Consider the following 23,521-nt stretch of genomic DNA (forward strand, 5'->3'; position numbering starts at 1 on the left):
AAAATGATGGTTCTAAATTGTTTAGTCAGCACGATAGAGAACGCCTAGAGAGGCAGCCCTGCTTGCGCCCGTCACTTCGGGTAAATTACTTGGCAGTTGATGAATATGACGTTGAGCAAGCCATGCAAAGGCCATCGCTTCCATGTAGTCGGCATCAACGCCTTTACTGGTCGTTGAATCAACTTCCCAGCTCGGAAGCAGTTCAGCCAACCTTTTCATCAACAATGGATTTCTCGTACCGCCGCCACATACATACAGTTCAGGTTGATTACCTAAGCGATAAGTCTCCACTTCATTGGCTATCGTCAATGCGGTGTATTCACAAAGCGTGCGCTGAACATCTTCTGCTGAGATGTCGTTAAATTCTGTTAATTGTTGCTCTAACCAAGGCAGGTTAAACAACTCTCTACCGGTACTTTTCGGCGGTGTTAGAGATAAATAAGATTCATCTAACAGCTGTTTGAGCAAGTCATGGTTCAGTTGACCTTTCAGAGCGAACTGCGCATCACGGTCAAACTTTTCACCAGTGTGTTTATCTACCCACGCGTCCATCAACATATTGCCCGGGCCTGTATCATAACCAAGCGTTGGCTGATTCGGACGCAGCACTGAAATGTTCGAGATACCGCCAATGTTCAACACCACAACCGAGCTGTCCTGCGGGTGAAAGATCGTATGGTGAAACGCTGGTACTAATGGAGCACCTTGTCCGCCAAGCGCCATGTCCTTGCGTCTGAAATCGGCGACCGTTTGAATCTCTGTTTTAGCAGCAATGATATTGGCATCACCCAACTGCATGGTAAAGGGTGATTCGCCGGTAGGCTGGTGGAATACCGTTTGACCATGGTTACCAATCGCAGTCACTGAAGATGCTGGAGTGCCTGATTTTTTGAGAAGTTGCAGAACCGCACCAGCAAATAGATGACCAAGCTGGTGGTCGAGCTCGCCAATGGTTATTAAATCCGTTTTCTGACCAATACATACCTCAAGCAGGCGCGCCTTAAGGTCATCAGGCATAGGGAACTCATCATGAGCAAGCAATGTGATTTGCGTATCTTCAATCGAAACTAAGGCAGTATCAACACCGTCCATACTCGTGCCTGACATCACACCGATATACAGTTCTTTATGATCCATTCCTAAGCTCTTGCGCTGCATTCCTAAAGTCTTCCACAGATTGGTTTAAAAACATTGTAAAGCAAATTTAAAGAGAATAATCTCGGGAAGTTTACGAAATTAGGTTTAATAAGGGATAAATATGGGACCGTTGTGGGTTGATGTTGCAGGCTACGAGCTGACAGCTGAAGACAGAGAAATTTTGGAGCACCCAACCGTTGGTGGTCTCATCTTATTTGCTCGAAACTACCACGATAGCAAACAGTTATCGGCGTTAAATAAAGAGATTCGCAAAGTTGCAAAACGTCCTATTTTAATCGGCGTTGACCAAGAAGGCGGACGAGTACAGCGTTTTCGTGACGGCTTTTCAATTATCCCAGCTGCTCAGGAATTTGCGACTAAGAATAATGGTGAGCAGTTAGCAGAACAGGCCGGCTGGCTGATGGCGGCGGAATTGATTGCCCATGATATCGATCTGAGTTTTGCACCGGTATTAGATAAAGGTCACGACTGCAAAGCGATTGGTAGCCGAGCGTTTGGTGAAGATATTGATACCATTGTTCGTCATAGCAGCGCTTTCATCAAAGGCATGAAGTCGGTTGGTATGGCTACAACAGGAAAGCACTTCCCTGGACATGGTGGCGTAATTGCTGACTCACACTTAGAGACGCCATATGACCCTAGAGACGATATCTTTGAAACAGACATGGCAATCTTCAAGGCGCAAATTGAAGCCGGAATATTGGATGCCATGATGCCTGCACATGTGGTGTTCTCTCATTATGATGAGCAACCAGCAAGTGGCTCTCAGTATTGGCTACAGAAAGTCTTGAGACAAAAACTTGGCTTTAAAGGCCTAATATTCTCGGACGACTTAACCATGGAAGGTGCTGCTATTATGGGCGGACCAGCCGACAGAGCAAAAGCGGCCTTGAATGCGGGTTGTGACATGATATTGATGTGTAATAAACGAGATGCACAAATTGAAGCTCTTGATCACTTAGCGATTCAAGAGGTGCCTTTAGCCAACTCATTGCTTAAAAAACACAGTTTTGATTTGTCGACGCTTCACTCAGATGCTAGGTGGAAAGCGACCTCAGAGACGATTAAACGAATGCTAGGCAGTGAGTGATAAATAAACACATAATAATTTTAGATAAGGCGATATGATAAATATCGCCTTTTTTGTATGTGTGAACCGTGGTTTAAACCTATTTATATCTCAGAGTGAGTTAAAGTTAGCGTGTAAGTTTAAGTTTACACATAATGTTTTTTATTGTTTACACTTGCAATCGTCTTTTTAGCTGTTATTGTGTTTTTAAAGATTGTTAGCCCAAATGGAAATGTTGGGTGTAAAAATAAATATACAGGTTGAGTTATGCAGAAAAGTGAATTAAGCAATGTCAATATCATCGACGAACAGGTACTGATTACTCCTGAGGAGTTAAAAGCAAAACTGCCTTTGAGTGATAATGCTCGTCGTTTCATTCAAGAGTCTCGTCAAACTATCGCAAACATCATTCATAAGAAAGATCATCGCATGCTTGTTGTATGTGGCCCATGTTCTATCCATGACATTGAAGCTGCGAAAGAGTACGCGAAACGCCTAAAAGCCTTATCTGAGCAACTTAGCGATCAACTGTATATTGTTATGCGTGTTTACTTTGAGAAGCCTCGAACCACTGTGGGTTGGAAAGGTTTGATCAATGACCCGCATCTAGACGGCACTTTCGATATTGAGCATGGTCTGCATGTTGGCCGTGAGCTACTTGTTGAACTCGCTGAGATGGAAATCCCACTAGCGACTGAAGCATTAGATCCAATCAGCCCTCAATACCTAGCAGATACATTCAGCTGGGCGGCAATCGGAGCTCGTACAACCGAATCGCAAACTCACCGTGAGATGGCAAGTGGTCTTTCAATGCCAATCGGTTTTAAAAACGGTACCGATGGCAACCTAGGCACTGCAATCAATGCAATGCAAGCTGCTTCTTCTAGCCACCGTTTCATGGGTATCAGCCGCGAAGGTCAAGTTGCACTACTAACAACGCAAGGTAACCCAAATGGTCACGTGATTTTACGTGGCGGTAAGCAGACGAACTACGATTCAGTATCGGTACACGAATGTGAGCAAGAGTTGGGTAAATCTGGCTTAGAGGCTGCGCTAATGGTCGACTGTAGCCACGCTAACTCTCGTAAAGATTTCCGTCGCCAACCTCTAGTTGCAGAAGATGTGATTCACCAAATTCGTGAAGGCAACAAGTCGATTATCGGCCTTATGATTGAAAGCCATATTAACGAAGGAAACCAATCTTCGGATATACCTCTCAATGAGATGAAATACGGCGTTTCTATTACCGACGCGTGTATCAATTGGGATTCAACTGAGGCACTATTGAAACATGCACATACGGAATTAGTCCCGTTCTTAGAGAACCGCTTGAAAGGTTAGTCAGAGTTTTAGATTTAAGTGCCTCATCTAATGGGGCATTTTAAGATCTGTTGCTAACGAACCTGCGTGATTGTGGGCTTATAGATTGGCACGGGCTTATAGATTAGTAAGGAATAAAATGGCCGTTGAACTGAACGAATTACGCGACCAAATCGATGCTGTCGATAAACAAATGTTGGATTTACTGGCTCAACGCCTTGCTCTAGTAGAGAAAGTAGGCGAAGTAAAAAGTGAACATGGTTTACCTATTTATGTACCAGAGCGTGAAGCTGCGATGCTGGCATCTCGTCGTCAAGAAGCCGAGAAAATAGGGGTTCCACCACAGTTAATCGAAGATATTTTGCGTCGTACTATGCGTGAGTCTTATGCTAGCGAAAAAGATTCTGGTTTTAAGTGCCTTAACCCAGAATTGCGTTCAGTGGTTATCGTTGGTGGTAATGGTCAACTTGGTGGCTTGTTTGGCCGTATGTTTAAGCTTTCTGGCTACGAAGTGAAAATCCTTGGCAGCCAAGATTGGGATAGAGCTGATGAGATCTTAGATAATGCTGGTCTTGTGGTGGTGACCGTTCCAATTCATTTGACTGAAGGTGTAATTGCAAAGCTAGGTAGCCTACCAAGTGATTGTATTCTATGTGATTTGACGTCAATTAAATCTAAACCTCTACAAGCAATGATGAACATGCACCAAGGCCCAGTGGTTGGATTGCACCCAATGTTTGGCCCTGATGTTCCAAGCCTTGCTAAGCAGGTGATTGTTTACAGTGATGGTCGTGGTTCTGAAAGCTATCAATGGCTACTGAATCAATTTGGTATTTGGGGCGCGAGTCTTTGTCAGATGGATGCTGCTGAACACGATCACGGCATGACACTGATTCAAGCACTTCGTCACTTCACCTCTTTTGCTTACGGCTTACACTTAAGTAAAGAGAATCCGAACATCGACCAACTTCTGAAGCTTAGCTCGCCAATCTACCGACTTGAGATTGCGATGGTTGGTCGTCTGTTTGCTCAAGACCCGAACTTGTATGGTGACATTATTCTCTCTTCGGATGAGAATATTGAGATGATTCGACGCTTCCATAGCTGTTTCGGAGAAGCGCTAGAAATCCTAGATGGCAAAGATAAAGCCAAGTTTGTTGAGAGTTTCAACCAAGTGAGTGATTGGTTTGGTGACTACTCACAACAATTCTTGCAAGAGAGCCAAAGTCTTTTAAAACAAGCACATGACTCGATTCATCGTGGTTAATACGATTTGAAATCATAAAAAAGAGCGACCTGATGGTCGCTCTTTTTGTTTGTGCTGAACGCTATGAAAGCATTTGGCCTACTGTAGGCTAAAAGCAATTAGATCATCATAGGCCAATCAACAGGTTCTAGTTAGCCGTGTCTAGTTAGTCGTAATAGGTTTCTTGCTATCTTCACTAGATACAGTGTCGATGGTCGAGCTAATGTAAGGCACGTTCGTCAGGTTTATCTGTAAGCGAACCACATTATCAATCAGTTGAACCAGCGGGCCCCACTTAACCTTTTTCTCTTTTTCGAATACGTAGTTGAAGTTCTCAGGTGTCCAATCCATCAAGTATTGAGGGTTCAATGAACGACCAAGGAAGCGTACTTCATAATGTAAGTGTGGGCCGGTTGAGTTACCTGAGTTACCACAGCTCGCAATCACATCGCCTTTACTAACAAACTGACCGCTACGTACTTTGAACTTCTGTAGGTGCGCATAAGAACTCATGAAACCAAACGAGTGACGCATAGTAATAAAGTTACCGAAGCCTTTTTTACTTGGGCGCACCGTTTCAATGACTCCATCTGCGGGCGCTACAATATCTTCACCACGCTTACATGTTAGATCGATACCAGTATGTACGTGGCGTTTACCTGAAATAGGGTTAGTGCGACTACCATAAGAAGAAGAGATACGTTGATAAGCCATTGGACTATCGTTTGGAATCAACCGGAACATCGTGGCTCTTACTGCTGAATCGACTGCAGCCGCATCAATGCGATCTTCTAGAGAAACATCATCGGTAAGCAGCTCTTCATCTGCAAGACCAAGTACTGATTCCACATCAAATACACGCTTACCAAGCAGCTGAATCGTGCCTTCTTTCTCGGTGAGTATTTGCGATAGAGAATGGTTGGTTTCTACCTGCTCAGCATAAAGAAATTCTGTTTGTTCTTTTTCAACAATCAGTGTTTCAATCAACTGTTGGGCATCACCCGCTTGCAGTGCGAGTTCTTGTTTACTCTCGAAGTGCATGTACGCAGCTCCGCCAATCAGCAGCGGTACTGAAAAAATCGCAGTGGTGCACATGAGTACGGCTTTACGGCCGAAGTAAAACGTCTGCTCCCCCTGACTAGAGGGAATAGTAATTGATACTTTTTTAGACATGGTTTTGTATTAACTAAATGCTTCTAATAGAAAAGGGTAATGGAGATGTCACTCTTTACCTAAATCGGTAAGGTGTTCAATCTCTCTATAAAGCAGTTCATCGTCACCAACGTTAAGCTCAACAAGTCGCTTAAGGTGGCTGATACTATCAATATCTAAATGCTCTATGCGTAAACGCATTGAGGTATTGATGGTAGAGACTATCGTTGCTGCTAACTGAATATTGATATCACTGTTTTCGAGTTTAAAGCTCACTTGAACAGGGACATCATGGCTAAGTTGTTTTGATTCATTGCATTGAATGAGTAAACCATGGAGTGATAAGTCTTGCACTGAGCCTGAAACATTTACTTGTCCTTGTGAGATCTCAGTCGGGACTTGATAAATAACTCGTGAAAATTGACGTCTTTCAACCATAAGTAATCTCTCTATATCGATGCGTAACACGTAAGCCAGATATATCAAAGGCCGCTATTATCGCGGCCTTTGTTCAAAATACAAGCTAATTTACTTAGCGATACGCTTGTACTTGATACGGTGCGGTTCTGCCGCTTGCGCGCCTAGAGTTTGCTTAAGCCACTCAGTGTACTCAGTATAGTTACCTTCGTAGAAGTTAACTTGACCTTCATCACGGTAGTCTAAGATATGGGTCGCAATACGGTCTAGGAACCAACGGTCGTGCGAGATAACCATTGCACAGCCAGGGAACTCAAGCAGTGCTTCTTCAAGAGCACGCAGCGTTTCAACGTCAAGGTCGTTGGTAGGCTCATCGAGTAGCAGTACGTTACCGCCCGCTTTTAGCAGTTTTGCTAAGTGAACACGGTTACGCTCACCACCAGAAAGCTCACCGATGATCTTCTGTTGGTCGTTGCCTTTAAAGTTGAAACGAGAACAGTAAGCACGCGCAGGGATTTCGAAGTTGTTGATCTTAATGATATCAGCGCCTTCAGAGATCTCTTGGAATACTGTCTTAGTGTCGTCCATGCTGTCACGGAACTGATCAACAGAAGCAAGCTTAACAGTTTCACCTAGTACAACCGAACCTGAATCTGGTTGTTCTGCACCGCTTAGCATCTTGAATAGTGTTGATTTACCCGCACCGTTGGCACCAACGATACCAACGATAGCGCCCTTAGGCATGCTGAACGATAGGTCGTCGATAAGAACGCGATCACCAAACGATTTAGTTAGGTTGTTCACTTCAAGAACTTTGTCACCTAAACGCTCACCTGGCGGGATGAACAGTTCGTTGGTTTCGTTACGCTTCTGGTATTGGCCAGTGGTCAGTTCTTCAAAACGAGCCATACGAGCTTTAGACTTAGCTTGACGGCCTTTAGGGTTTTGACGAACCCATTCAAGTTCTTTCTCGATTGTCTTTTGACGTGCGCTTTCGCCCGCTTTTTCTTGCTTAAGACGCTCGTCTTTCTGTTCTAGCCAAGACGTGTAGTTACCTTCCCATGGGATACCTTCACCACGGTCAAGTTCTAGAATCCAGCCTGCAGCGTTGTCTAGGAAGTAACGGTCGTGGGTAATCGCCACAACAGTACCGCTGTAATCTACTAGGAAGTGCTCAAGCCATGCTACTGATTCTGCATCCAAGTGGTTGGTTGGTTCATCAAGAAGCAGCATGTCTGGCTTCTCTAGAAGTAGACGACAGATAGCAACACGACGACGTTCACCACCTGATAGGAATTCGATTTTCGCATCCCACTCAGGAAGGCGAAGTGCGTCAGCTGCGCGCTCTAGAGCTGTCTCTAGGTTGTGGCCGTCTTTTGCTTGGATCAGCGCTTCAAGCTCGCCTTGTTCTTTAGCAAGAGCGTCAAAATCTGCATCTGGTTCTGCGTAAGCTGCGTAAACTGCGTCGATACGCTTAAGCGCGTCTGCAACATCAGAAACCGCTTCTTCTACGATTTCACGCACTGTTTTTGATTCGTCTAGTACAGGCTCTTGCGGTAGGTAACCGACTTTAAGACCTTGTTGTGCACGAGCTTCACCATCAATATCAGTATCAATGCCAGCCATGATACGTAGTAGGGTAGATTTACCTGAACCATTTAGACCCAAAACACCGATTTTAGCGCCAGGAAAAAAGCTAAGAGAAATGTCTTTAAGAATTTGACGCTTAGGTGGAACAGTTTTGCTCACCCGAGACATGGTATATACGTATTCAGCCATTGCCGATCGATCCTAATTTATTGTTCAAAATTGTCGTCTATTTTATACCAATATCCCCAAAGATGTTACTCCTAGGACAGAAAAGCCATTCTTGAACGAATCCTTACCTATTATTGTCACATTGGTCATTAAAACTATATTTAATAAGCTTCTGAGGCGAAGTGTTAAATATTAATAATATTTACACTCAATCTCTTTACATTTGATGTGATGTCGGGCGTAAATAGACTTCACGTATTCATACTCGCACTAAGGAAAGAGCGAATGTTTTTCCGCATTGGTAATACGAAAATTGCTGTGGCTGCATCGGCAATTTTGTCTTCATTTTCACTGGCTCCGATGGCTATGGCTAGCAATGCCTCCGAGCTTGAAATGCAGCGTGATGTTTATGACAGAGCACAAGAGATTTTAGACAACCGTGATCTAGAAGCTTACTCCGCGCTGCGTAACAAAATTCAAACATATCCGTTAACGCCTTACACTGATTATCGCGCCTTCTTATTAGGCTTAGGTGATCGCACACCTGCTGAAGTGGATGCCTTTATTGAAGAGAATAAAGCACTGCCGTTTTCCAATCGTATGCGTGCGCCTTATTTAGATTTATTGGCGGCTCAAAAACAGTGGGAAACGATCCTTGAGTTTCAAACCCAAGAGCCTGTTGGTGAAAAATATCAATGTATCTACTACCGTGCGAATTATGAGCAAGGCAACCAAGAGCTTGCTTTTAAAGGGGCTAAGCAACTTTGGTTGAGTGGTAGTGGTATTGATGACGCTTGTGACCCTCTATTTCAAAGCTGGGATCAAGCCGGGCTAAGAACCGATGAGCTGATTCTGGATAGAATGCTGTTAGCGTTCGAGAGCCGTAACGGTAAGTTAATGAGCTATTTGATTAAGCAATTGGAGCATGATGAGTCAATTACTCAAGCTAAGCAGATGAAGGCGTTGTACAACAAGCCTGAAAATGTACTCGCGTTTGCTAAGAAGCACCCAGTAAATGAATTCTACCAAGCGCAAACCGAGTTTGCTTTCGAGAAGTTAGCAAGGAAGTCATCAAGCAGCGCTCAAGAGGTGTTTGATGATGTCATCAAGGCTCAGAAATTTTCGAAAGAGAAATCTCAAGAGCTAGCCGATTATCTAACGTTTCGTCTGATCAACACCGATTCTGAAGAGTTGATGGTGTGGCGAGACAAAATGCTCGCGAGTTCATCAAAGCAAGTTCTGCTCGAACGACGTGCTCGCTTAGCGATTCAGCATGCCGATTGGACGGGCCTGAAAGAGTGGATAGCGCGCTTGGATGATAAACATCAGGCTTCGCTTCGTTGGCAATATTGGCAGGGCAGAGCTGAAATCGCGACGGGCGACACTGATAAAGGCAATAAGCGACTGTCAGATATTTTAGGGAAGCGTAACTTCTACAGTGTGGCTGCGGCTAAGCAGTTAGGTAAGCCGGTTCAATACCCAACATCGACACTCAAATACAATGCTGAAACAGTCAAGCCATTCGCCACTTCTTTGGTTCGAATCGGCGAGCTGATTGACCGAGATAAAATAGCGGCAGCGAAGAGTGAATGGCGTTGGTTGTTAACTAATGCTGACAAAGATCAGAAATCAATGCTTGCGGCTCATGCCGCGACGCAGCGTTGGAATCACTTTACAGTAACAGCGAGCATCTCGGCGAAGATGTGGGATAACATTGCGCTACGTTTTCCTGTTGCTCATAAGTGGTGGTTTAATTTCTACGCCGAGAAGCACGATCTCGATCCAATTACTTTGATGTCTTTAGCAAGACAAGAGAGTGCCATGGACTCAGAAGCTCGTTCTCCTGTTGGCGCGCGCGGTATCATGCAAATCATGCCGAAGACGGCTCAATATACAGCGAAGAAGCATCAGATTAAGTACCAGGGCAGCGATGACCTTTATGATGTCGGCAAGAACATTGAGATTGGTAGCCACTATTTAGATGGTTTATTGGCTCAATATGATAATAACCGTATCTTTGCGTTTGCTGCTTATAATGCTGGTCCTAGTCGTGTCAAACAGTGGCGTTCACGCAGTGATGAAAAGCTAGATGCGTATGCTTTTATCGAAATGATCCCATTCAAAGAGACTCGCGGTTACGTTCAAAATATCTTGATGTTTGAGACCTACTATCGAGATATCTTGGGTGAGCAGGGAACGTTTTTAGCTCCCCATGAGGCAAAAATGAAATACTAAGGCTTCGGTATTTTGTCTTAATCTGAGTAATATGAAGGCAGTGAGTGCGAACCATTTCCACTTACTGCCTTTTTACATTGGATCGCATCAAGTGTTTCGGTATAAAGTGTTAAACGCTTTCAATCGTTAAGCGACTCTTTAAAGTCAGAATTTAAAAGTAAGTGTAGAGATATGGCATCACAACCTGAATATGATAATTGGCAACAACTGATGGACTTGGTAAAGACGGCTGTCGAAAAAGATCAGCACGAATTGTTGTTGACCATGATGATGACACCTGACGAGCGAGATGCTTTGGTTGCTCGAATTAATATTTTTTGTGAGTTGATGAAAGGCGATATGTCTCAACGGCAAGTAAGTCAAATGCTGGGAGTAGGCGTGGCAACGATAACCAGAGGCTCAAATGAGCTAAAGGCCAAGTCTGAACAAGAGAAAGCCGTGATCGCCGATCTATTGCTAAAGTAATAACGGAATTAGGCTATCACTAGATAGTGCGAATACGAATTCGATAAAAAACGCTAACTGAATGTTAGCGTTTTTTGTTTCTGAAGATTGTTTTCAGAACCTTTCTAAGTTTAACGAAGCACTAAATAGGAAAGTGCTCAGGATTCACAAATGGGATCAGTGCTAAAATTAAAGCTTGATGATAGACCGAACTGCGTGACAGTTGGTTATGTGTTAGTAAGCCAATGGCGCCACCTTTCTGTTTGATGTTATCGGTACCAAACACTTCATCCATCACATCCCCTAACTCGTTTGCATGCTTTAACTTCTCAAGCACGGTTGGTGGCAACATCAGGCTTGCTGAACGAGACTCGCCACGTTGACCATTCGCTTCGATCACCATCCAAGCAAAGGTGACGTTTGTTTCTATTCCCGCTTCTAGACCAACATAGAAGTCTGCATCAGGCTGAGCTTGAGTTGCGTTGTGAACACGATTCACGGCACCTTGATAGGTTTCATCATTGCTCATCGGTTGATCGGCGACACCACTAGGGACGCTTATGCCTTTGAAATCAAATTCAGTATCAGGAAAAGCAGATAAGAACGCACTTTTAACGGCGTTAATTTTAGCTGGGTTCAGCGATGCGATGATTACAGATTTCATGTGTCGGATTCTTTTTGTTGTCGATTAGATTGAGTTGATGTTGTCGGTACCAGTCACTCAACTCTTCTAATGGCATGGGTTTACCAAAGTAATAGCCTTGCAGCATATCGCACTGTGCATCCTGTAACCACTGGTGCATGTCTTGAGTTTCAATCCCTTCGGCGGTGACCTTTTTCCCCTGAGCATGACACAACCCGATAACCGGTTTTACGATGTTCTGGTTATCTGTCTCAATTAAGGTATCCAAAAACGCTTTATCCAATTTAATTTTCTGAGTTGGATACTGCACCAGTTGAGTGATAGAGGTGTAACCGGAACCAAAGTCATCAATCGCCAGTCGATAACCCATGCATGACAGTTCGTTAAGCAGCGGAAAACCTTCAGAGTTAGAGTAAAAGGTTTCGGTAATTTCAAAATCAATCAAACTTGGCGGAATTCGATTTAAATCGGCGTGCTCTTTGATGAAGTCAGCAAGATCAGTCGTTTCAATCCCAGCAGAAGATAAGTTAATCGATAACTGAATTGAGTGATCAAATTGAGCTTGAAGTCGATGAAAAGAAGCAAATGCATTCTGAATGACCCACTGATCAACCTGATCGAATAATCCTGTTTGCTCGGCAATTGGAATGAATTCATCAGGTGGAACCAAGCCTAGTTGCTCCGAATTCCAACGTAATAACACCTCAACACCAATAACATGGGTTCCTGTTGAATCCATGTACGGCATATAAACGAGTCTAAATTCATCATCAAAGTTCTTGTCTCTGAGTGCGCGTTCAATGTTTGCTTGGCGTTGAATCGCTTTGTCTAAATCTCGTGAATAGTCAGCAAATTGGTTTTTACCTGCGCGTTTGGCTTGATACATCGCGGTATCAGCGTTCGACAGTAGCTTTTCGATGGAGTGGCCATCGTTGGGGTAGGTCGCAATACCAATACTGACCGTGATCGGAAAGCTCCCTGATTCTGTGATAAAACCTTTTTGTAGTGGCGTCAGTAAGCTCTCAGAGAATCTATGCGCGATATTCCCTTGGCGAGTAGGGGCGTTAATGTACACAACGAACTCGTCTCCAGAAAGTCGGGCTGGCATACAATGAGCGTCAAATTCTGTTTTATAGTGGCTACAAATATCGGAAATACGCTGAGCAAAACTGACCAGAATGGAGTCGCCGATTTGATGTCCATATTTGTCGTTCACAAACTTGAAGTTATCTAGGTCAAAGTAGAGAACCCAGGTTTCGGTATTCGAGCTAGGCTTGGGCAATGATTGCTGAACGAAGGTTTGAAATTGATGCCTATTGGCGATTTGGGTTAACTGATCATTCTCGGCCAAAAGCTTGGTTTGTTGGTAGGTGTTATCTAGTTCTTGGTACATGTCATAAAAACGCTGTGATAGACGGCCAAGCTCATCACGAGTGCCCAAGCGTTCAATGTTCTTACGTTGTTTTTTTTCTACCTGCTGTAATTGTCGATCGAGTCGCGTTATCGGAGTTATCACGCTGCGAGACAAAAGCATGAGTAGCAGAGCGACAGTAACAAACGCAGATAGTACAAATGAGACACTCAGCTTGTTCCAAATAGAGTCGAGTTTGTTTTCTAATAGGAACTGAGCTGGGTCTACCGTTGCATACAGTTCTGGCGCAAGTTTGACTGAGTGGGTGACATCATTTTCTAGAGAAACCGCTACCGAGGTGAAAAATAAGCTTGTTTGATAGTCGAATTCTATCTGTTTTCTCAAAGTATTAAACTTGTCGAGAGAGACTGACACAACCACAAAGAACGCATCGTTTAGTTGATTATTTTCGGTTGGGAAAGTCGCTTTTCTGTCTACCTTCTCATAATGAACCAACATCCCTTCGCCTTGAGAGTTTTGAATATATTTGGTACCTGAGATTGCTTGGGTATCTCGATAGTACTGGTCAACATATTCTAATATTTTCTTGTCAATCTGAGAGCGTGAATCGTTGCTATTATCCGCATAATAGCGCAATTTTCGTTCACCATTTAAAAGTGCTAAACCAGTATAACTTTCATCATCATCTTGCAGAAAATGTATGGCTTCTTGAAGATTACTTACCAGTTCAAGATCGCGAGATAGGTTTTGTTCAGTGAGAAAGTAACGCTTTACCATATCACTTTGGGTCAAGGTGTAAGAGTAGCTATTGAGGAATGAGCGAGACTGTCGAAAGTACCCAGCTAACTTTTCCATGTTGAGCTGAAGTGCGTTGTCTTCGCGTTTGATGAAACTGCTTTTCTGCGTCGAATAAATAATATAGCTAGAAGCAGCGGTACTGAACAGTATCACAGGAGTTATCAGCAGCAAGATTTTAGTACTTAGCTTCATAGTTAATGACAACACTATTTATAATTTAAGCGCGTAAGTTTATGTTACTTAATGCTTACTCGCTATTAATTACACACAGTTCGATGATTTCCTGTGAAGGCGGTAAGGTTTTGTCTTTATTGATAAAAAAGCCATTAATGTTTTTTTATTAGATAGGAGTAAGTGGTGGAGGGAGATAATCGTGCAGAATTTACGAAACAAGTGAATTATGTTACAGGCATGCTAGGGGAAGTGTTCTTAGCTCGAATAGTACTCGACTAGATGGTGATTTAAGTATTTGGCCTACTGTAGGCCAAATACTTATGTTGGCTAGAAGCTGATACTCACTCTCAGCTATGACAACTTAACTTGAGTCGCTTTGATGTTTTCACTTGGGTAGCAACCAAGGACTTTTAAATGGCGAGTAATAGCTGTTAGTTCCGTTATCGCTTGCTGCATATTATCTGAATCCAGGTGTGCTTCTAAATCGACATAGAACATCTCTTCCCAAGGGTTACCCATTATTGGGCGAGATTCCAGCTTGGTCATGTTGATGCCCAAGCGTTGCAGGATCAGTAGTGTCTCTACCAAAGAACCCGCCTCTTGAGATGTCGACATAATCAGTGTCGTTTTTGCTGGAATTTGAGTCGATACTTCAACCGGCTTACGTGCTACAACGATGAAACGCGTGTGGTTCTCTGTTTGGTTTGCAATGTTGCCTTGGATTGGCTGAAGCCCATAAAGCTTACCGCTCGATGCGTTACCAATAGCTGCTACGTCATTTCCATCTAGCTCTTTAACCTTTTTCATTGCATCAGCCGTGCTTGCGCAAGACTCAAGGCTGACACCCTTAAGGCGGCTCAAGAACTCACTGCATTGCTGATGAGGTTGTGGGTGGGAATAGAGCGTTTTGATGTCTTCTAAACGAATATCGTTTTTCGCCACTAGGCAGTGTTCAATCGGCTGAGATAGCTCACCAACGATATAAAGCGTGGTGTGTTGAAGTAGGTCGTACACTTCGTTAATCGAACCTGAGCTGGTGTTCTCAATAGGTAACACACCGTAATCAGCGTGGCCCGACTCTACCGTCGACGCTACTTCTTTGAAGTGGTTGCAGTTTAATTCAATCAATTCCATATTCTTACGGCTGAAATATTCACGGCTCGCAAGATGAGAGTAGGACCCTTTAGAACCTAAGAATGCAACGCGAGCCAATGGTTTACGGCTTTGCGGATTCGCGAGGTTTTGTAGGTATGACTGTTGCAGTAGGACTGAATCTTCAATGATAGTGTGAAACAGCTTGGTAATGTACTGAGCATCCAATTCGTATTTATCTTTACCGTTGTTAATCAGTTTAACCAACAGTTGTTGTTCTCTTACTGCATCACGAACTGGCTTTGATGTTTCTACCTTGCTTTTAGCAACTTCGATGCTTAGCTTGCGACGTTCTGAAAGTAGCTTCAGTAGTTCGTCATCTAAATCATTAAGACGAAGGCGGATATCATCCAGTGAAATTGAGCGGTCAGTCATAAATGTGTCCTTATAAAAAAGCCTCCCTAGTGTGGGAGGCTTCTTGTTCGTTTTTGACTTGTTTTTCTAAAACGACTTAGCCTCCGATTTACGGAAGAAAAAAGAAGTCAAAAATAAACAAAGATTGAGTTTGCATAAAAAGTGATTGTTTTATGAATGTTTAAACACAATAAGCAAGCGAGCTACGAGCGTCAAGCAAAAAAATAGCGCCCTGAGGCGCTATTTTTTAATCTGTTATCTTTCCTTATTCTACTTCAGCTTCTAGCTCTTCGATTTCAGGCTTTTCAGCGCGGCGCGCTTCTGGTTTGTGGCGTAGCTTGTTGAGTTGACGCTCTAGTTTTTGTTCTACTTCGTTGATAGCAACGTAGAGGTCGTCATGGATTGATGAAGCAACAAGTTGGCCTTTTGGTACGGTTAGTACTGCTTCAAATTTTTTCTTCTTATTTGGTTCTTCGCTAAAGCTCGCTTGGCAGCCAATGATGTCTACTTGCCATTTATCCAGCTTTTTAAATTTGCTTTCTATGTGATCACGGATTGCAGAGGTAATGTCGATGTTTTTACCAGTGATGTTCATTTTCATAGAAGTTTTCCTCTGTTGTATCCCTCATGGGTTAACTTCAGATTACGACTTTTAGGAATAAAGAATGTGATCTAGATCTTGTTTTTGTTGGGTGGAGTGAGCATTAAAATCAAATGTGATCTCACGCAAATCTTAGTATCTTTTTGGCGGAAAATGCTTGTTATCCTTATGGAAAACGATAACTTAGAGACAAAGCTTCGCTAAAAATTAAACCAGTTTTTAGGGGCGTCCTACAGCTTATTGAAAGTACTTGATGAAAATTTACTCAATAGTGTTTTGTGATGTAGCTCTCGTGATATAGTTCGCTATGTAAGCTTTCTCTGAATTTGATAAGCAAAAGCCGCATAAGTTTTCTTATGCGGCTTTTGTGTTTTTATCTTCCCCTAGTGCCTTTGTTCCTCAGGCTTTTGGGATTGAAGACAAACTAATCGTTGGTTTTTAGTAATCTCGCTGTACCGTCCTCTCGGATGGCATTGATAGCTTGTAACTGCTTATAGATTACAAAATAACGGTTGATGTTGGCGACATAGGTTACCGGTTCTTTACTCACGTATTTGCGAGTGATGATCTCTACGTTTTTAAACCAGATGTTTGGGTTGTAACCTTTCTGCTTGGCAATGCGCCTCATCTTTCTGATCTTAGCTGGACCTGCATTGTAAGAAGCCAAAGTGAAGTAGATCTGGTTGTCTGGCGTAATGGCAGGGTCGTCAAAATATCTGTCCTTAATGAAGCGCATGTATTTCACACCCGCATGGATATTGTTATCCACCTTATGTATGTTTTTAATGTTGACGTTTTTGTCTTTAGCGGTACTTGGCAGCACCTGCATCACCCCAATAGCGCCACGATGAGAAACTCTGCTTTGATCCAATCCAGATTCTTGGAAACCTTGTGCAGACATCATCAAAGGGTCGAATTCGTATTTACTCGAATACTTTTCAAAGACATCTGAAAGCTTAGCCACTCGGTCTATTTTATTTGGGTTGAGTGCTCTACCTAACCAGCGAGTGTTGTCGATGTATTTCTGATAGATAACATTTCCAAGTAGGGTACCTGTTCGTGCAGTCTTGACGTATTTGTTTATCTCTTTCTTTAACTGAGGGCTGTTTTTTCTCAATGCCCATGCTATTTGGCCATTTTCACGTAAGGGCAAATCATGATGCACTTGAATGTTTTCCATTACGTCGATCCACAGCTTTGCTTTATGGCTGTCCAGAATTGTGCCCTGAATATAACCTTGGTTGACTAGCTCTATCAGCTCGTAGTCTTGCAGTGATTCTTCAATGAAGTGGACATGCAGTGGTGGTAAACCTAATTCGTTAAGCTCTTTATTGACTCTTTGTACACTCTCGAAGTAACTCGAGCTTGCACGGATCCATACCTCTTTGCCGCTCAATTGCTTGATCTCGGTGATCGGCTCTGAGTTCTTGCCGGTGATAATCAATTCTTTCCCATCTTTAATCATTGGATTGGAAAAATCGATGATTTGTAAGCGCTTGTCGGTGATCGTAAGGTTAGCAACAGCGACATCTCCATAGCCAGATTCTAAAGAGGGAAGTAGATCATCTCGTTGTACGGGGATGATTTGAACATTGAGGTAGGGGTGTTTCTTACGAAGGCTTTTTTCAAAGTGGTAGAGCATTTCTGCCACGATGCCTTTTGGCTTACCATCCTCGATGTAATAGAAACCAAGATCGGCAGAAACTAGCACTCTAACCGTTCCTTTGGCTTTGAGCACATCTAAGTCGCCCATGTAAGGCTTATTGCTTAATGGGGACAGTTCTAATGCGTAGGATAATTGGCTAAATAGCGATACCCAGATAAATAATAACAACCTACTCACATCCACACTCCATGTTGATGTTTTGTTAAAAGTTATCTTTTGAAGATACCGTGTAATATGCGATTCATCAAGTTTGCGATATGTGGATAAAAAAAACGCGCTAGTAAATTAGCGCGCTTTTGGGATTGAGATGTAAGAAGTAGATTAAGGTAGTGGGTTTAACTCAATCAACTTTTCTGTTCTTAACACAGCGTCATCTAGGCCTAGTTGTTTATAAGCTTCTAGCTGAATCTCTAGAGATTTACGAGCAGCGATGGTATCTGGGTAAGTCTTTTGCAGCTCTTGCGTTCTGTTGATCGCAGCAATCCAAGCTTCGCGGCGTAGGTAGAAATCCGCAGTTGCTAAGTCATAGTCGGCTAGGCGATTCTTAAGTGCGAACATGCGTTTTTGTGCATCTTCAGCGTAAGGGCTGCTAGGGAACCGTTCGAGTAGTCGCTTGAAGTCAGCAAAAGCGAGTTTCACCGGCTCAGGGTCTCGGTCGCTACGGTCGATATTAAAAATATCGTGCATGAAGTTTCGGTCTTGCGCCATGTGCGTTAAGCCACGCATGTAAAGAACCCAATCTTGTTTCTCGTGAGTAGGGTTCAAACGTAGGAATCGTGAAATGGTAGCGAGGCCAAGTGCCAAGTCATCATTTTTGTAGTAAGCGTAAATCAGATCGAGCTGTACTTGCTCAGAATAGGCGCCGAATGGGTAACGTGAGTCTAGGGCTTCTAGCTTTTCTATTGCTGAAAGCCAGCTACCACTCTGCAGTGATTCTTGCGCGTCAGAGTAGAGAACCGATGGTGGTACATCTGGCACTATCTCTTCACTACTTGAACAACCAACCAAGAGTGATACGGCTAATAGACCCGATAAAGTAAGGTGTTTCATGTCAGGCGTCGATTCCTTGAATTAAATATTTCGTAAGCTTCCGTTACTTTCTAACCAGTAACAGATACAATGATGCAATTATTCTATTTTATCCATACTAATGGGTATTAGTCTCACGGTTTTTAAAAAAGTTCGATATGGCTCAGCAGATCACATTAACAGACACAGTAAAAAGCAGCCAGTTAGGTCAACGTTTAGACCAAGCTGTCGCTGAACTATTTACCGATTTTTCTCGCTCTCGTATTAAAGAGTGGCTTCTTGACGGCAAAATCCAAGTGGATGGCGAAGTTATAACTAAGCCGCGCGTTAAGGTTTTGGGCGGTGAGGAGATCATCTTGCAAGCTGAACTTGCAGATGAAGAGCGCTGGGAAGCACAAGATATTCCTCTAGACATTGTCTACGAAGATGATGACTTATTGGTTATCAATAAGCCTCGCGATCTGGTTGTACACCCAGGAGCAGGCACGCCGGATGGAACCATACTAAACGCATTGCTTTTCCATTACCCACAGATTGCAGAAGTGCCTCGTGCAGGTATTGTGCACCGTCTTGATAAAGACACAACCGGCCTTATGGTTGTGGCTAAAACGGTTCCAGCTCAAACTCGTCTTGTGCGTGCTCTTGCTAAGCGTCGTATTACTCGTGAATATGAAGCAATTGCAATTGGCAAAATGACCGCTGGTGGTGTGGTAGAAAAAGGCATTAGCCGCCATGCAACTAAGCGTACATTAATGGACGTAAATGAACTGGGTAAGCCGGCGGTAACTCACTATCGTGTTGCTGAACACTTCCGTGAGCATACTCGTATTCGTCTGCGCCTCGAAACGGGTCGTACTCACCAAATCCGTGTTCACATGTCATACCTTCAGCACCCGCTGTTAGGTGATGTTGCATACGGTGGCCGTGCTCGTATTCCAAAAGGTGCATCTGAAGAACTAACGACCATGATTCGTTCTTTTGATCGCCAAGCGCTACACGCCGTTATGCTTAAATTTGTTCACCCAATTACAGGTGAAGAAGTTGAGTTCCACGCTCCTGTGCCAAATGACATGGTTGTGATGGCTGAAGCGTTACGTGTTGATGCTCGCGAAAATAAAGAAGAAGACATTTAATATGTCGTTGATCATCCCTAACTGGAATGCACCTAACAACGTGAAGGCATTTGCGTCGACACGTGTAGGTGGCTTTTCTACTGACGCGTATCAAGGATTAAACTTAGGTACGCATGTTGGGGATGATGCTTCGCTTGTTGAAAACAATAGAACCTGGCTTAAGCAGCAAGCTAATATGCCCGCAGCTCCGGTATGGCTAAATCAAACTCATTCAACAGATGTCATTACGGTTTTAGAACCTATGGCGAGTGTTCTTGATGCTGATGGTGCATTTACCACGGCTAAAGGTGTTGTCTGTTCTGCGATGACAGCTGATTGCTTACCTGTAATTCTTACTGATACCAAAGGCACTCAAGTTGCGGCTGTTCATGCTGGTTGGCGTGGCCTTGCTGGTGGAATTCTTGAAAATGCAGTCGCAAAGTTTTCAAACCTAGACTCAGAGAATAAGATCATTGCTTGGCTTGGTCCTGCAATAGGCAAACAAGTCTTTGAAGTAGGTGATGATGTGTTGGAAGCTTTTGTTCGTTTTGACCTTCAAGCTAAGCTCGCATTTGCAGCCAAAGCTGAACCGGGCAAATGGCTAGCGAATATGTCTCAACTTGCTACACAACGACTTGAAAAAGTGGGTGTGTCGGAAGTGACGGATTCAAATCTCTGTACCTTTGCAGATCCTGATTTGTTCTATTCTTATCGTCGTGATGGTATTACTGGACGCCAAGCTACCTTTATTTGGTTAGAGTAACCTTTAGCTAGTGCAACCAGTCATCCAGCTCATTTATATTTTTATATAAGCTCTATTCTTCATTCTTATCCCTTGAAAATCCGCGTTACCGTATCCATCTTCTAATCATAAGATAAACATATCTAAGAGTAGGAAGGTTGGCATGCGTCTCGATCGATTCACTAGTAAATTCCAAATTGCGATATCTGATGCTCAGTCGCTCGCATTAGGTCGTGATCACCAATATATAGAACCTGTGCACCTAATGGTGTCTTTGCTTAATCAAGATGGTAGTGCAATTCGTCCATTGCTCACCATGCTGAATATTGATGTGGTTCAATTGCGCTCTAAATTGAGCGAAATATTAGACCGAGTCCCTAAAGTAAGTGGCATCGGTGGTGACGTTCAATTATCGAATGCCATGGGAACGCTGTTCAACCTATGTGATAAGGTCGCGCAAAAGCGTCAAGACAGTTACATATCTTCAGAAGTATTCCTACTTGCCGCAATTGAAGATAAAGGCCCTTTAGGAAGTCTACTTAAAGAGCTAGGTCTTACCGAGCAAAAATTATCTCAAGCTATTGAACAAGTTCGCGGTGGCCAGAAGGTCGATGACCCGAATGCGGAAGACAGACGTCAAGCACTAGAGAAGTTCACTATTGATCTGACCGAAAGAGCAGAGCAAGGCAAGCTAGATCCGGTAATTGGCCGAGACGACGAAATCCGTCGCACTATCCAAGTACTTCAACGCCGTACTAAGAACAACCCTGTCATTATTGGTGAACCAGGTGTCGGTAAAACAGCAATTGTCGAAGGTTTAGCGCAGCGTATTATCAATAATGAAGTACCTGAAGGTTTGAGAGGCCGACGTGTACTTTCATTAGATATGGGCTCTTTGATTGCCGGTGCTAAATATCGTGGTGAATTTGAAGAACGTTTAAAATCGGTTCTTAACGAATTATCGAAAGAAGAGGGCAATATTATTCTCTTCATCGATGAAATTCACACCATGGTCGGTGCGGGCAAAGGCGAAGGCTCTATGGATGCCGGGAATATGCTGAAACCAGCATTGGCTCGTGGTGAACTTCATTGTGTAGGCGCAACAACGCTCGATGAATATCGCCAGTATATGGAGAAAGATCCTGCGCTAGAGCGTCGATTTCAAAAAGTGATCGTCGATGAGCCAACCGTGGAAGATACGGTTGCGATTCTCCGTGGTTTGAAAGAGCGCTATGAACTTCATCATCACGTAGAAATTACCGACCCAGCGATTGTTGCAGCAGCAACGTTATCTCACCGATACGTTTCTGATCGTCAACTGCCAGATAAGGCGATTGATCTGATTGATGAGGCGGCTTCGAGTATTCGTATGCAGATCGACTCGAAACCTGAGTCTCTAGATAAGCTCGAACGCAAGATCATTCAATTGAAGATCGAGCAGCAAGCTCTTACTAATGAAAATGACGAAGCCAGTGAAAAGCGTCTTCGAACATTACAAGAAGAGCTTTCTGACAAAGAACGCGATTTTGCAGAGCTTGAAGAAGTGTGGAATGCAGAGAAGGCCGCGCTTTCTGGCACGCAACATATTAAATCAGAGCTAGAGCAAGCTCGAATGGATATGGATTTTGCGAGACGTGCTGGTGATCTTAATCGAATGTCTGAATTGCAATACGGTCGAATCCCGGAGTTAGAGAAGCAGTTAGATCTTGCGACTCAAGCTGAAATGCAAGAAATGACGCTGTTGCGTAATAAGGTCACCGACGCAGAAATTGCAGACGTGCTATCGAAGCAAACTGGCATCCCTGTTTCTAAAATGTTAGAGGCTGAGAAAGAGAAGCTCCTTAAAATGGAAGGTGTTCTACATAAGCGAGTTATTGGCCAAGCGGAAGCAGTAGAAGTGGTATCGAATGCGATTCGTCGTAGCCGTGCTGGTTTATCTGATCCGAATAAGCCGATTGGCTCTTTTTTATTCCTTGGCCCAACTGGCGTTGGTAAAACCGAGCTGTGTAAAACACTCGCGAACTTCATGTTTGATAGTGATGATGCGATGGTGCGAATCGATATGTCTGAGTTTATGGAGAAACACTCTGTTGCTCGTTTGGTTGGTGCTCCTCCGGGTTACGTTGGATATGAAGAAGGTGGCTACTTAACAGAAGCGGTACGTCGCAAGCCTTACTCTGTGATTTTGTTAGATGAAGTAGAGAAAGCGCATCCTGATGTTTTCAATATATTATTGCAGGTTCTTGATGATGGGCGCTTAACTGATGGACAAGGTCGTACGGTCGATTTTAGAAATACAGTTGTGATCATGACATCTAACCTTGGCTCATCGAGAATTCAAGAGAACTTCAAGACTCTCGATTACCAAGGAATAAAGAATGAGGTGATGGAAGTGGTAGGTAAGCATTTCCGTCCTGAGTTTCTGAACCGAGTTGATGAAAGTGTTGTATTCCACCCATTAGGTCAAGAGCACATTCAATCGATAGCCTCTATTCAGCTTGATCACCTTAAGAAGAGAATGGAAGACAATGGTTATGAGCTTGAAGTCTCGGATAAAGCACTGAAGTTGATTTCTCAAGTTGGTTTTGATCCTGTATATGGCGCGCGACCTTTGAAAAGAGCTATTCAACAAAGTGTTGAGAACCCGTTAGCGAAAGCGATATTGGCAGGAAAAATTAATCCAGATAAGAAAGTACAGCTATTAGTAAACAACGATCGCATTATTGCTCACCAATAGTTAAAGCAAGAACGGTAGGTACGATTGGCCGAAATTGAGGCTTAATCGTACCTATTTTGAGCGCTTTGTGTGAATAGTGTTCGAACGGTCGCCGGTGGCGGTTTTTTTTTGTTTTCGGTCTTGTGCAAAGGATTATTTTCTCTATAATGCGCCTCCGTTGCCAAGGATAACCAAGCGGTTTGAACTGAGTAACAAGACGGTGATAAGCATTTAAGATGCTTTGAAAAATTAGCTGGAAAAAGTGTTTGACACTGAAACCCAATTCGCTAGAATGGCCGTCCACTTCGAGAGGCTCCTTACTAAAAGGAACGCTCAACAAGTAAAGCTCTTTAACAATTTAAA

General features: G+C 43.4%; 18 protein-coding genes and 1 other annotated feature. Of the genes, 8 read left to right on the forward strand and 10 right to left on the reverse strand.

Translation table 11 applies throughout. The annotated features are described in order from the left end of the window. Nucleotides 1-21: 21 nt before the first annotated feature. On the reverse strand, nt 22-1,137 hold the full coding sequence (locus FTW16_RS07280) for an anhydro-N-acetylmuramic acid kinase (protein WP_146490566.1): 1,116 nt from the start codon (nt 1,135-1,137) through the stop codon (nt 22-24). A gap of 121 nt (nt 1,138-1,258) precedes the next feature. Here FTW16_RS07280 and nagZ point away from each other — a divergent pair, with 121 nt between their 5' ends. From nagZ to tyrA, 3 genes are all read left to right on the forward strand, one after another. Continuing rightward, nucleotides 1,259-2,248, forward strand: a complete 990-nt coding sequence (gene nagZ / locus FTW16_RS07285; protein ID WP_146490567.1) for a beta-N-acetylhexosaminidase — start codon at nt 1,259-1,261, stop codon at nt 2,246-2,248. A gap of 246 nt (nt 2,249-2,494) precedes the next feature. Continuing rightward, nucleotides 2,495-3,568: a 3-deoxy-7-phosphoheptulonate synthase gene (locus tag FTW16_RS07290; RefSeq protein WP_017059354.1), complete on the forward strand. Its 1,074-nt coding sequence runs from the start codon at nt 2,495-2,497 to the stop codon at nt 3,566-3,568. Between the two features lie 118 nt (nt 3,569-3,686). After that, nucleotides 3,687-4,814, forward strand: coding sequence for a bifunctional chorismate mutase/prephenate dehydrogenase (gene tyrA, locus FTW16_RS07295; protein WP_146490568.1), 1,128 nt, complete (start codon nt 3,687-3,689; stop codon nt 4,812-4,814). A gap of 141 nt (nt 4,815-4,955) precedes the next feature. Here the strand turns inward: tyrA and FTW16_RS07300 are convergent, their stop codons facing one another. The 3 genes from FTW16_RS07300 to ettA all read right to left on the reverse strand — a co-directional run bounded on the left by FTW16_RS07300 (nt 4,956) and on the right by ettA (nt 8,141). Continuing rightward, nucleotides 4,956-5,966: a M23 family metallopeptidase gene (locus tag FTW16_RS07300; protein WP_060983086.1), complete on the reverse strand. Its 1,011-nt coding sequence runs from the start codon at nt 5,964-5,966 to the stop codon at nt 4,956-4,958. A gap of 48 nt (nt 5,967-6,014) precedes the next feature. Then, nucleotides 6,015-6,383 (reverse strand): PilZ domain-containing protein, encoded by a 369-nt coding sequence (locus FTW16_RS07305; RefSeq protein WP_146490569.1) that lies wholly within the window; start codon nt 6,381-6,383, stop codon nt 6,015-6,017. A 90-nt stretch (nt 6,384-6,473) separates the two neighbouring features. Then, entirely contained in the window at nt 6,474-8,141 is a 1,668-nt protein-coding gene (gene ettA / locus FTW16_RS07310) for an energy-dependent translational throttle protein EttA (protein ID WP_017071393.1), read from the reverse strand. Between the two features lie 264 nt (nt 8,142-8,405). On the opposite strand from ettA, the gene FTW16_RS07315 reads away from it, so the two are divergent. Then, nucleotides 8,406-10,355: a transglycosylase SLT domain-containing protein gene (locus FTW16_RS07315; RefSeq protein ID WP_146490570.1), complete on the forward strand. Its 1,950-nt coding sequence runs from the start codon at nt 8,406-8,408 to the stop codon at nt 10,353-10,355. A gap of 171 nt (nt 10,356-10,526) precedes the next feature. Continuing rightward, on the forward strand, nt 10,527-10,820 hold the full coding sequence (trpR, locus tag FTW16_RS07320) for a trp operon repressor (protein ID WP_048615039.1): 294 nt from the start codon (nt 10,527-10,529) through the stop codon (nt 10,818-10,820). 121 nt (nt 10,821-10,941) lie between these two features. On the opposite strand, the gene yjjX is transcribed toward trpR, so the two are convergent. The 6 genes from yjjX to FTW16_RS07350 all read right to left on the reverse strand — a co-directional run bounded on the left by yjjX (nt 10,942) and on the right by FTW16_RS07350 (nt 18,609). Further along, on the reverse strand, nt 10,942-11,463 hold the full coding sequence (yjjX, locus tag FTW16_RS07325; protein ID WP_146490571.1) for an inosine/xanthosine triphosphatase: 522 nt from the start codon (nt 11,461-11,463) through the stop codon (nt 10,942-10,944). Then, on the reverse strand, nt 11,426-13,804 hold the full coding sequence (locus FTW16_RS07330) for a putative bifunctional diguanylate cyclase/phosphodiesterase (RefSeq protein ID WP_146490572.1): 2,379 nt from the start codon (nt 13,802-13,804) through the stop codon (nt 11,426-11,428). The genes yjjX and FTW16_RS07330 overlap by 38 nt, the downstream gene beginning before the upstream one ends. Before the next feature lie 333 nt (nt 13,805-14,137). Next, on the reverse strand, nt 14,138-15,313 hold the full coding sequence (pheA, locus tag FTW16_RS07335; RefSeq protein ID WP_060983091.1) for a prephenate dehydratase: 1,176 nt from the start codon (nt 15,311-15,313) through the stop codon (nt 14,138-14,140). Nucleotides 15,314-15,325: 12 nt separating this feature from the next. After that, nucleotides 15,326-15,447: a sequence feature (Phe leader region), on the reverse strand. 110 nt (nt 15,448-15,557) lie between these two features. After that, a complete protein-coding gene (hpf, locus tag FTW16_RS07340) occupies nt 15,558-15,893 on the reverse strand; it encodes a ribosome hibernation-promoting factor, HPF/YfiA family (RefSeq protein WP_004735034.1) in 336 nt (111 codons plus the stop codon). A 424-nt stretch (nt 15,894-16,317) separates the two neighbouring features. Continuing rightward, a complete protein-coding gene (locus tag FTW16_RS07345; protein WP_315897541.1) occupies nt 16,318-17,742 on the reverse strand; it encodes a lytic transglycosylase F in 1,425 nt (474 codons plus the stop codon). Between the two features lie 138 nt (nt 17,743-17,880). Then, nucleotides 17,881-18,609, reverse strand: a complete 729-nt coding sequence (locus tag FTW16_RS07350; RefSeq protein WP_061019010.1) for an outer membrane protein assembly factor BamD — start codon at nt 18,607-18,609, stop codon at nt 17,881-17,883. A gap of 137 nt (nt 18,610-18,746) precedes the next feature. On the opposite strand from FTW16_RS07350, the gene rluD reads away from it, so the two are divergent. The 3 genes from rluD to clpB all read left to right on the forward strand — a co-directional run bounded on the left by rluD (nt 18,747) and on the right by clpB (nt 23,179). After that, nucleotides 18,747-19,721, forward strand: a complete 975-nt coding sequence (gene rluD, locus FTW16_RS07355; RefSeq protein ID WP_019820953.1) for a 23S rRNA pseudouridine(1911/1915/1917) synthase RluD — start codon at nt 18,747-18,749, stop codon at nt 19,719-19,721. A gap of 1 nt (nt 19,722) precedes the next feature. Then, nucleotides 19,723-20,463, forward strand: a complete 741-nt coding sequence (gene pgeF, locus FTW16_RS07360; protein WP_146490573.1) for a peptidoglycan editing factor PgeF — start codon at nt 19,723-19,725, stop codon at nt 20,461-20,463. A gap of 142 nt (nt 20,464-20,605) precedes the next feature. Continuing rightward, nucleotides 20,606-23,179, forward strand: coding sequence for an ATP-dependent chaperone ClpB (clpB, locus tag FTW16_RS07365; RefSeq protein WP_146490574.1), 2,574 nt, complete (start codon nt 20,606-20,608; stop codon nt 23,177-23,179). Nucleotides 23,180-23,521 lie beyond the last annotated feature (342 nt).

It is taken from the genome of Vibrio sp. T20 (genome assembly GCF_007858795.1).
Taxonomy (GTDB): domain Bacteria; phylum Pseudomonadota; class Gammaproteobacteria; order Enterobacterales; family Vibrionaceae; genus Vibrio; species Vibrio satsumensis.

What these genes read in the sequence shown, in the direction of transcription:
- FTW16_RS07280 (WP_146490566.1), bottom strand. Translation starts at nt 1,137, where the DNA reads ATGGATCATAAAGAACTGTATATCGGTGTGATGTCAGGCACGAGTATG.
- nagZ (WP_146490567.1), top strand. Translation starts at nt 1,259, where the DNA reads ATGGGACCGTTGTGGGTTGATGTTGCAGGCTACGAGCTGACAGCTGAA.
- FTW16_RS07290 (WP_017059354.1), top strand. Translation starts at nt 2,495, where the DNA reads ATGCAGAAAAGTGAATTAAGCAATGTCAATATCATCGACGAACAGGTA.
- tyrA (WP_146490568.1), top strand. Translation starts at nt 3,687, where the DNA reads ATGGCCGTTGAACTGAACGAATTACGCGACCAAATCGATGCTGTCGAT.
- FTW16_RS07300 (WP_060983086.1), bottom strand. Translation starts at nt 5,966, where the DNA reads ATGTCTAAAAAAGTATCAATTACTATTCCCTCTAGTCAGGGGGAGCAG.
- FTW16_RS07305 (WP_146490569.1), bottom strand. Translation starts at nt 6,383, where the DNA reads ATGGTTGAAAGACGTCAATTTTCACGAGTTATTTATCAAGTCCCGACT.
- ettA (WP_017071393.1), bottom strand. Translation starts at nt 8,141, where the DNA reads ATGGCTGAATACGTATATACCATGTCTCGGGTGAGCAAAACTGTTCCA.
- FTW16_RS07315 (WP_146490570.1), top strand. Translation starts at nt 8,406, where the DNA reads ATGTTTTTCCGCATTGGTAATACGAAAATTGCTGTGGCTGCATCGGCA.
- trpR (WP_048615039.1), top strand. Translation starts at nt 10,527, where the DNA reads ATGGCATCACAACCTGAATATGATAATTGGCAACAACTGATGGACTTG.
- yjjX (WP_146490571.1), bottom strand. Translation starts at nt 11,463, where the DNA reads ATGAAATCTGTAATCATCGCATCGCTGAACCCAGCTAAAATTAACGCC.
- FTW16_RS07330 (WP_146490572.1), bottom strand. Translation starts at nt 13,804, where the DNA reads ATGAAGCTAAGTACTAAAATCTTGCTGCTGATAACTCCTGTGATACTG.
- pheA (WP_060983091.1), bottom strand. Translation starts at nt 15,313, where the DNA reads ATGACTGACCGCTCAATTTCACTGGATGATATCCGCCTTCGTCTTAAT.
- hpf (WP_004735034.1), bottom strand. Translation starts at nt 15,893, where the DNA reads ATGAAAATGAACATCACTGGTAAAAACATCGACATTACCTCTGCAATC.
- FTW16_RS07350 (WP_061019010.1), bottom strand. Translation starts at nt 18,609, where the DNA reads ATGAAACACCTTACTTTATCGGGTCTATTAGCCGTATCACTCTTGGTT.
- rluD (WP_019820953.1), top strand. Translation starts at nt 18,747, where the DNA reads ATGGCTCAGCAGATCACATTAACAGACACAGTAAAAAGCAGCCAGTTA.
- pgeF (WP_146490573.1), top strand. Translation starts at nt 19,723, where the DNA reads ATGTCGTTGATCATCCCTAACTGGAATGCACCTAACAACGTGAAGGCA.
- clpB (WP_146490574.1), top strand. Translation starts at nt 20,606, where the DNA reads ATGCGTCTCGATCGATTCACTAGTAAATTCCAAATTGCGATATCTGAT.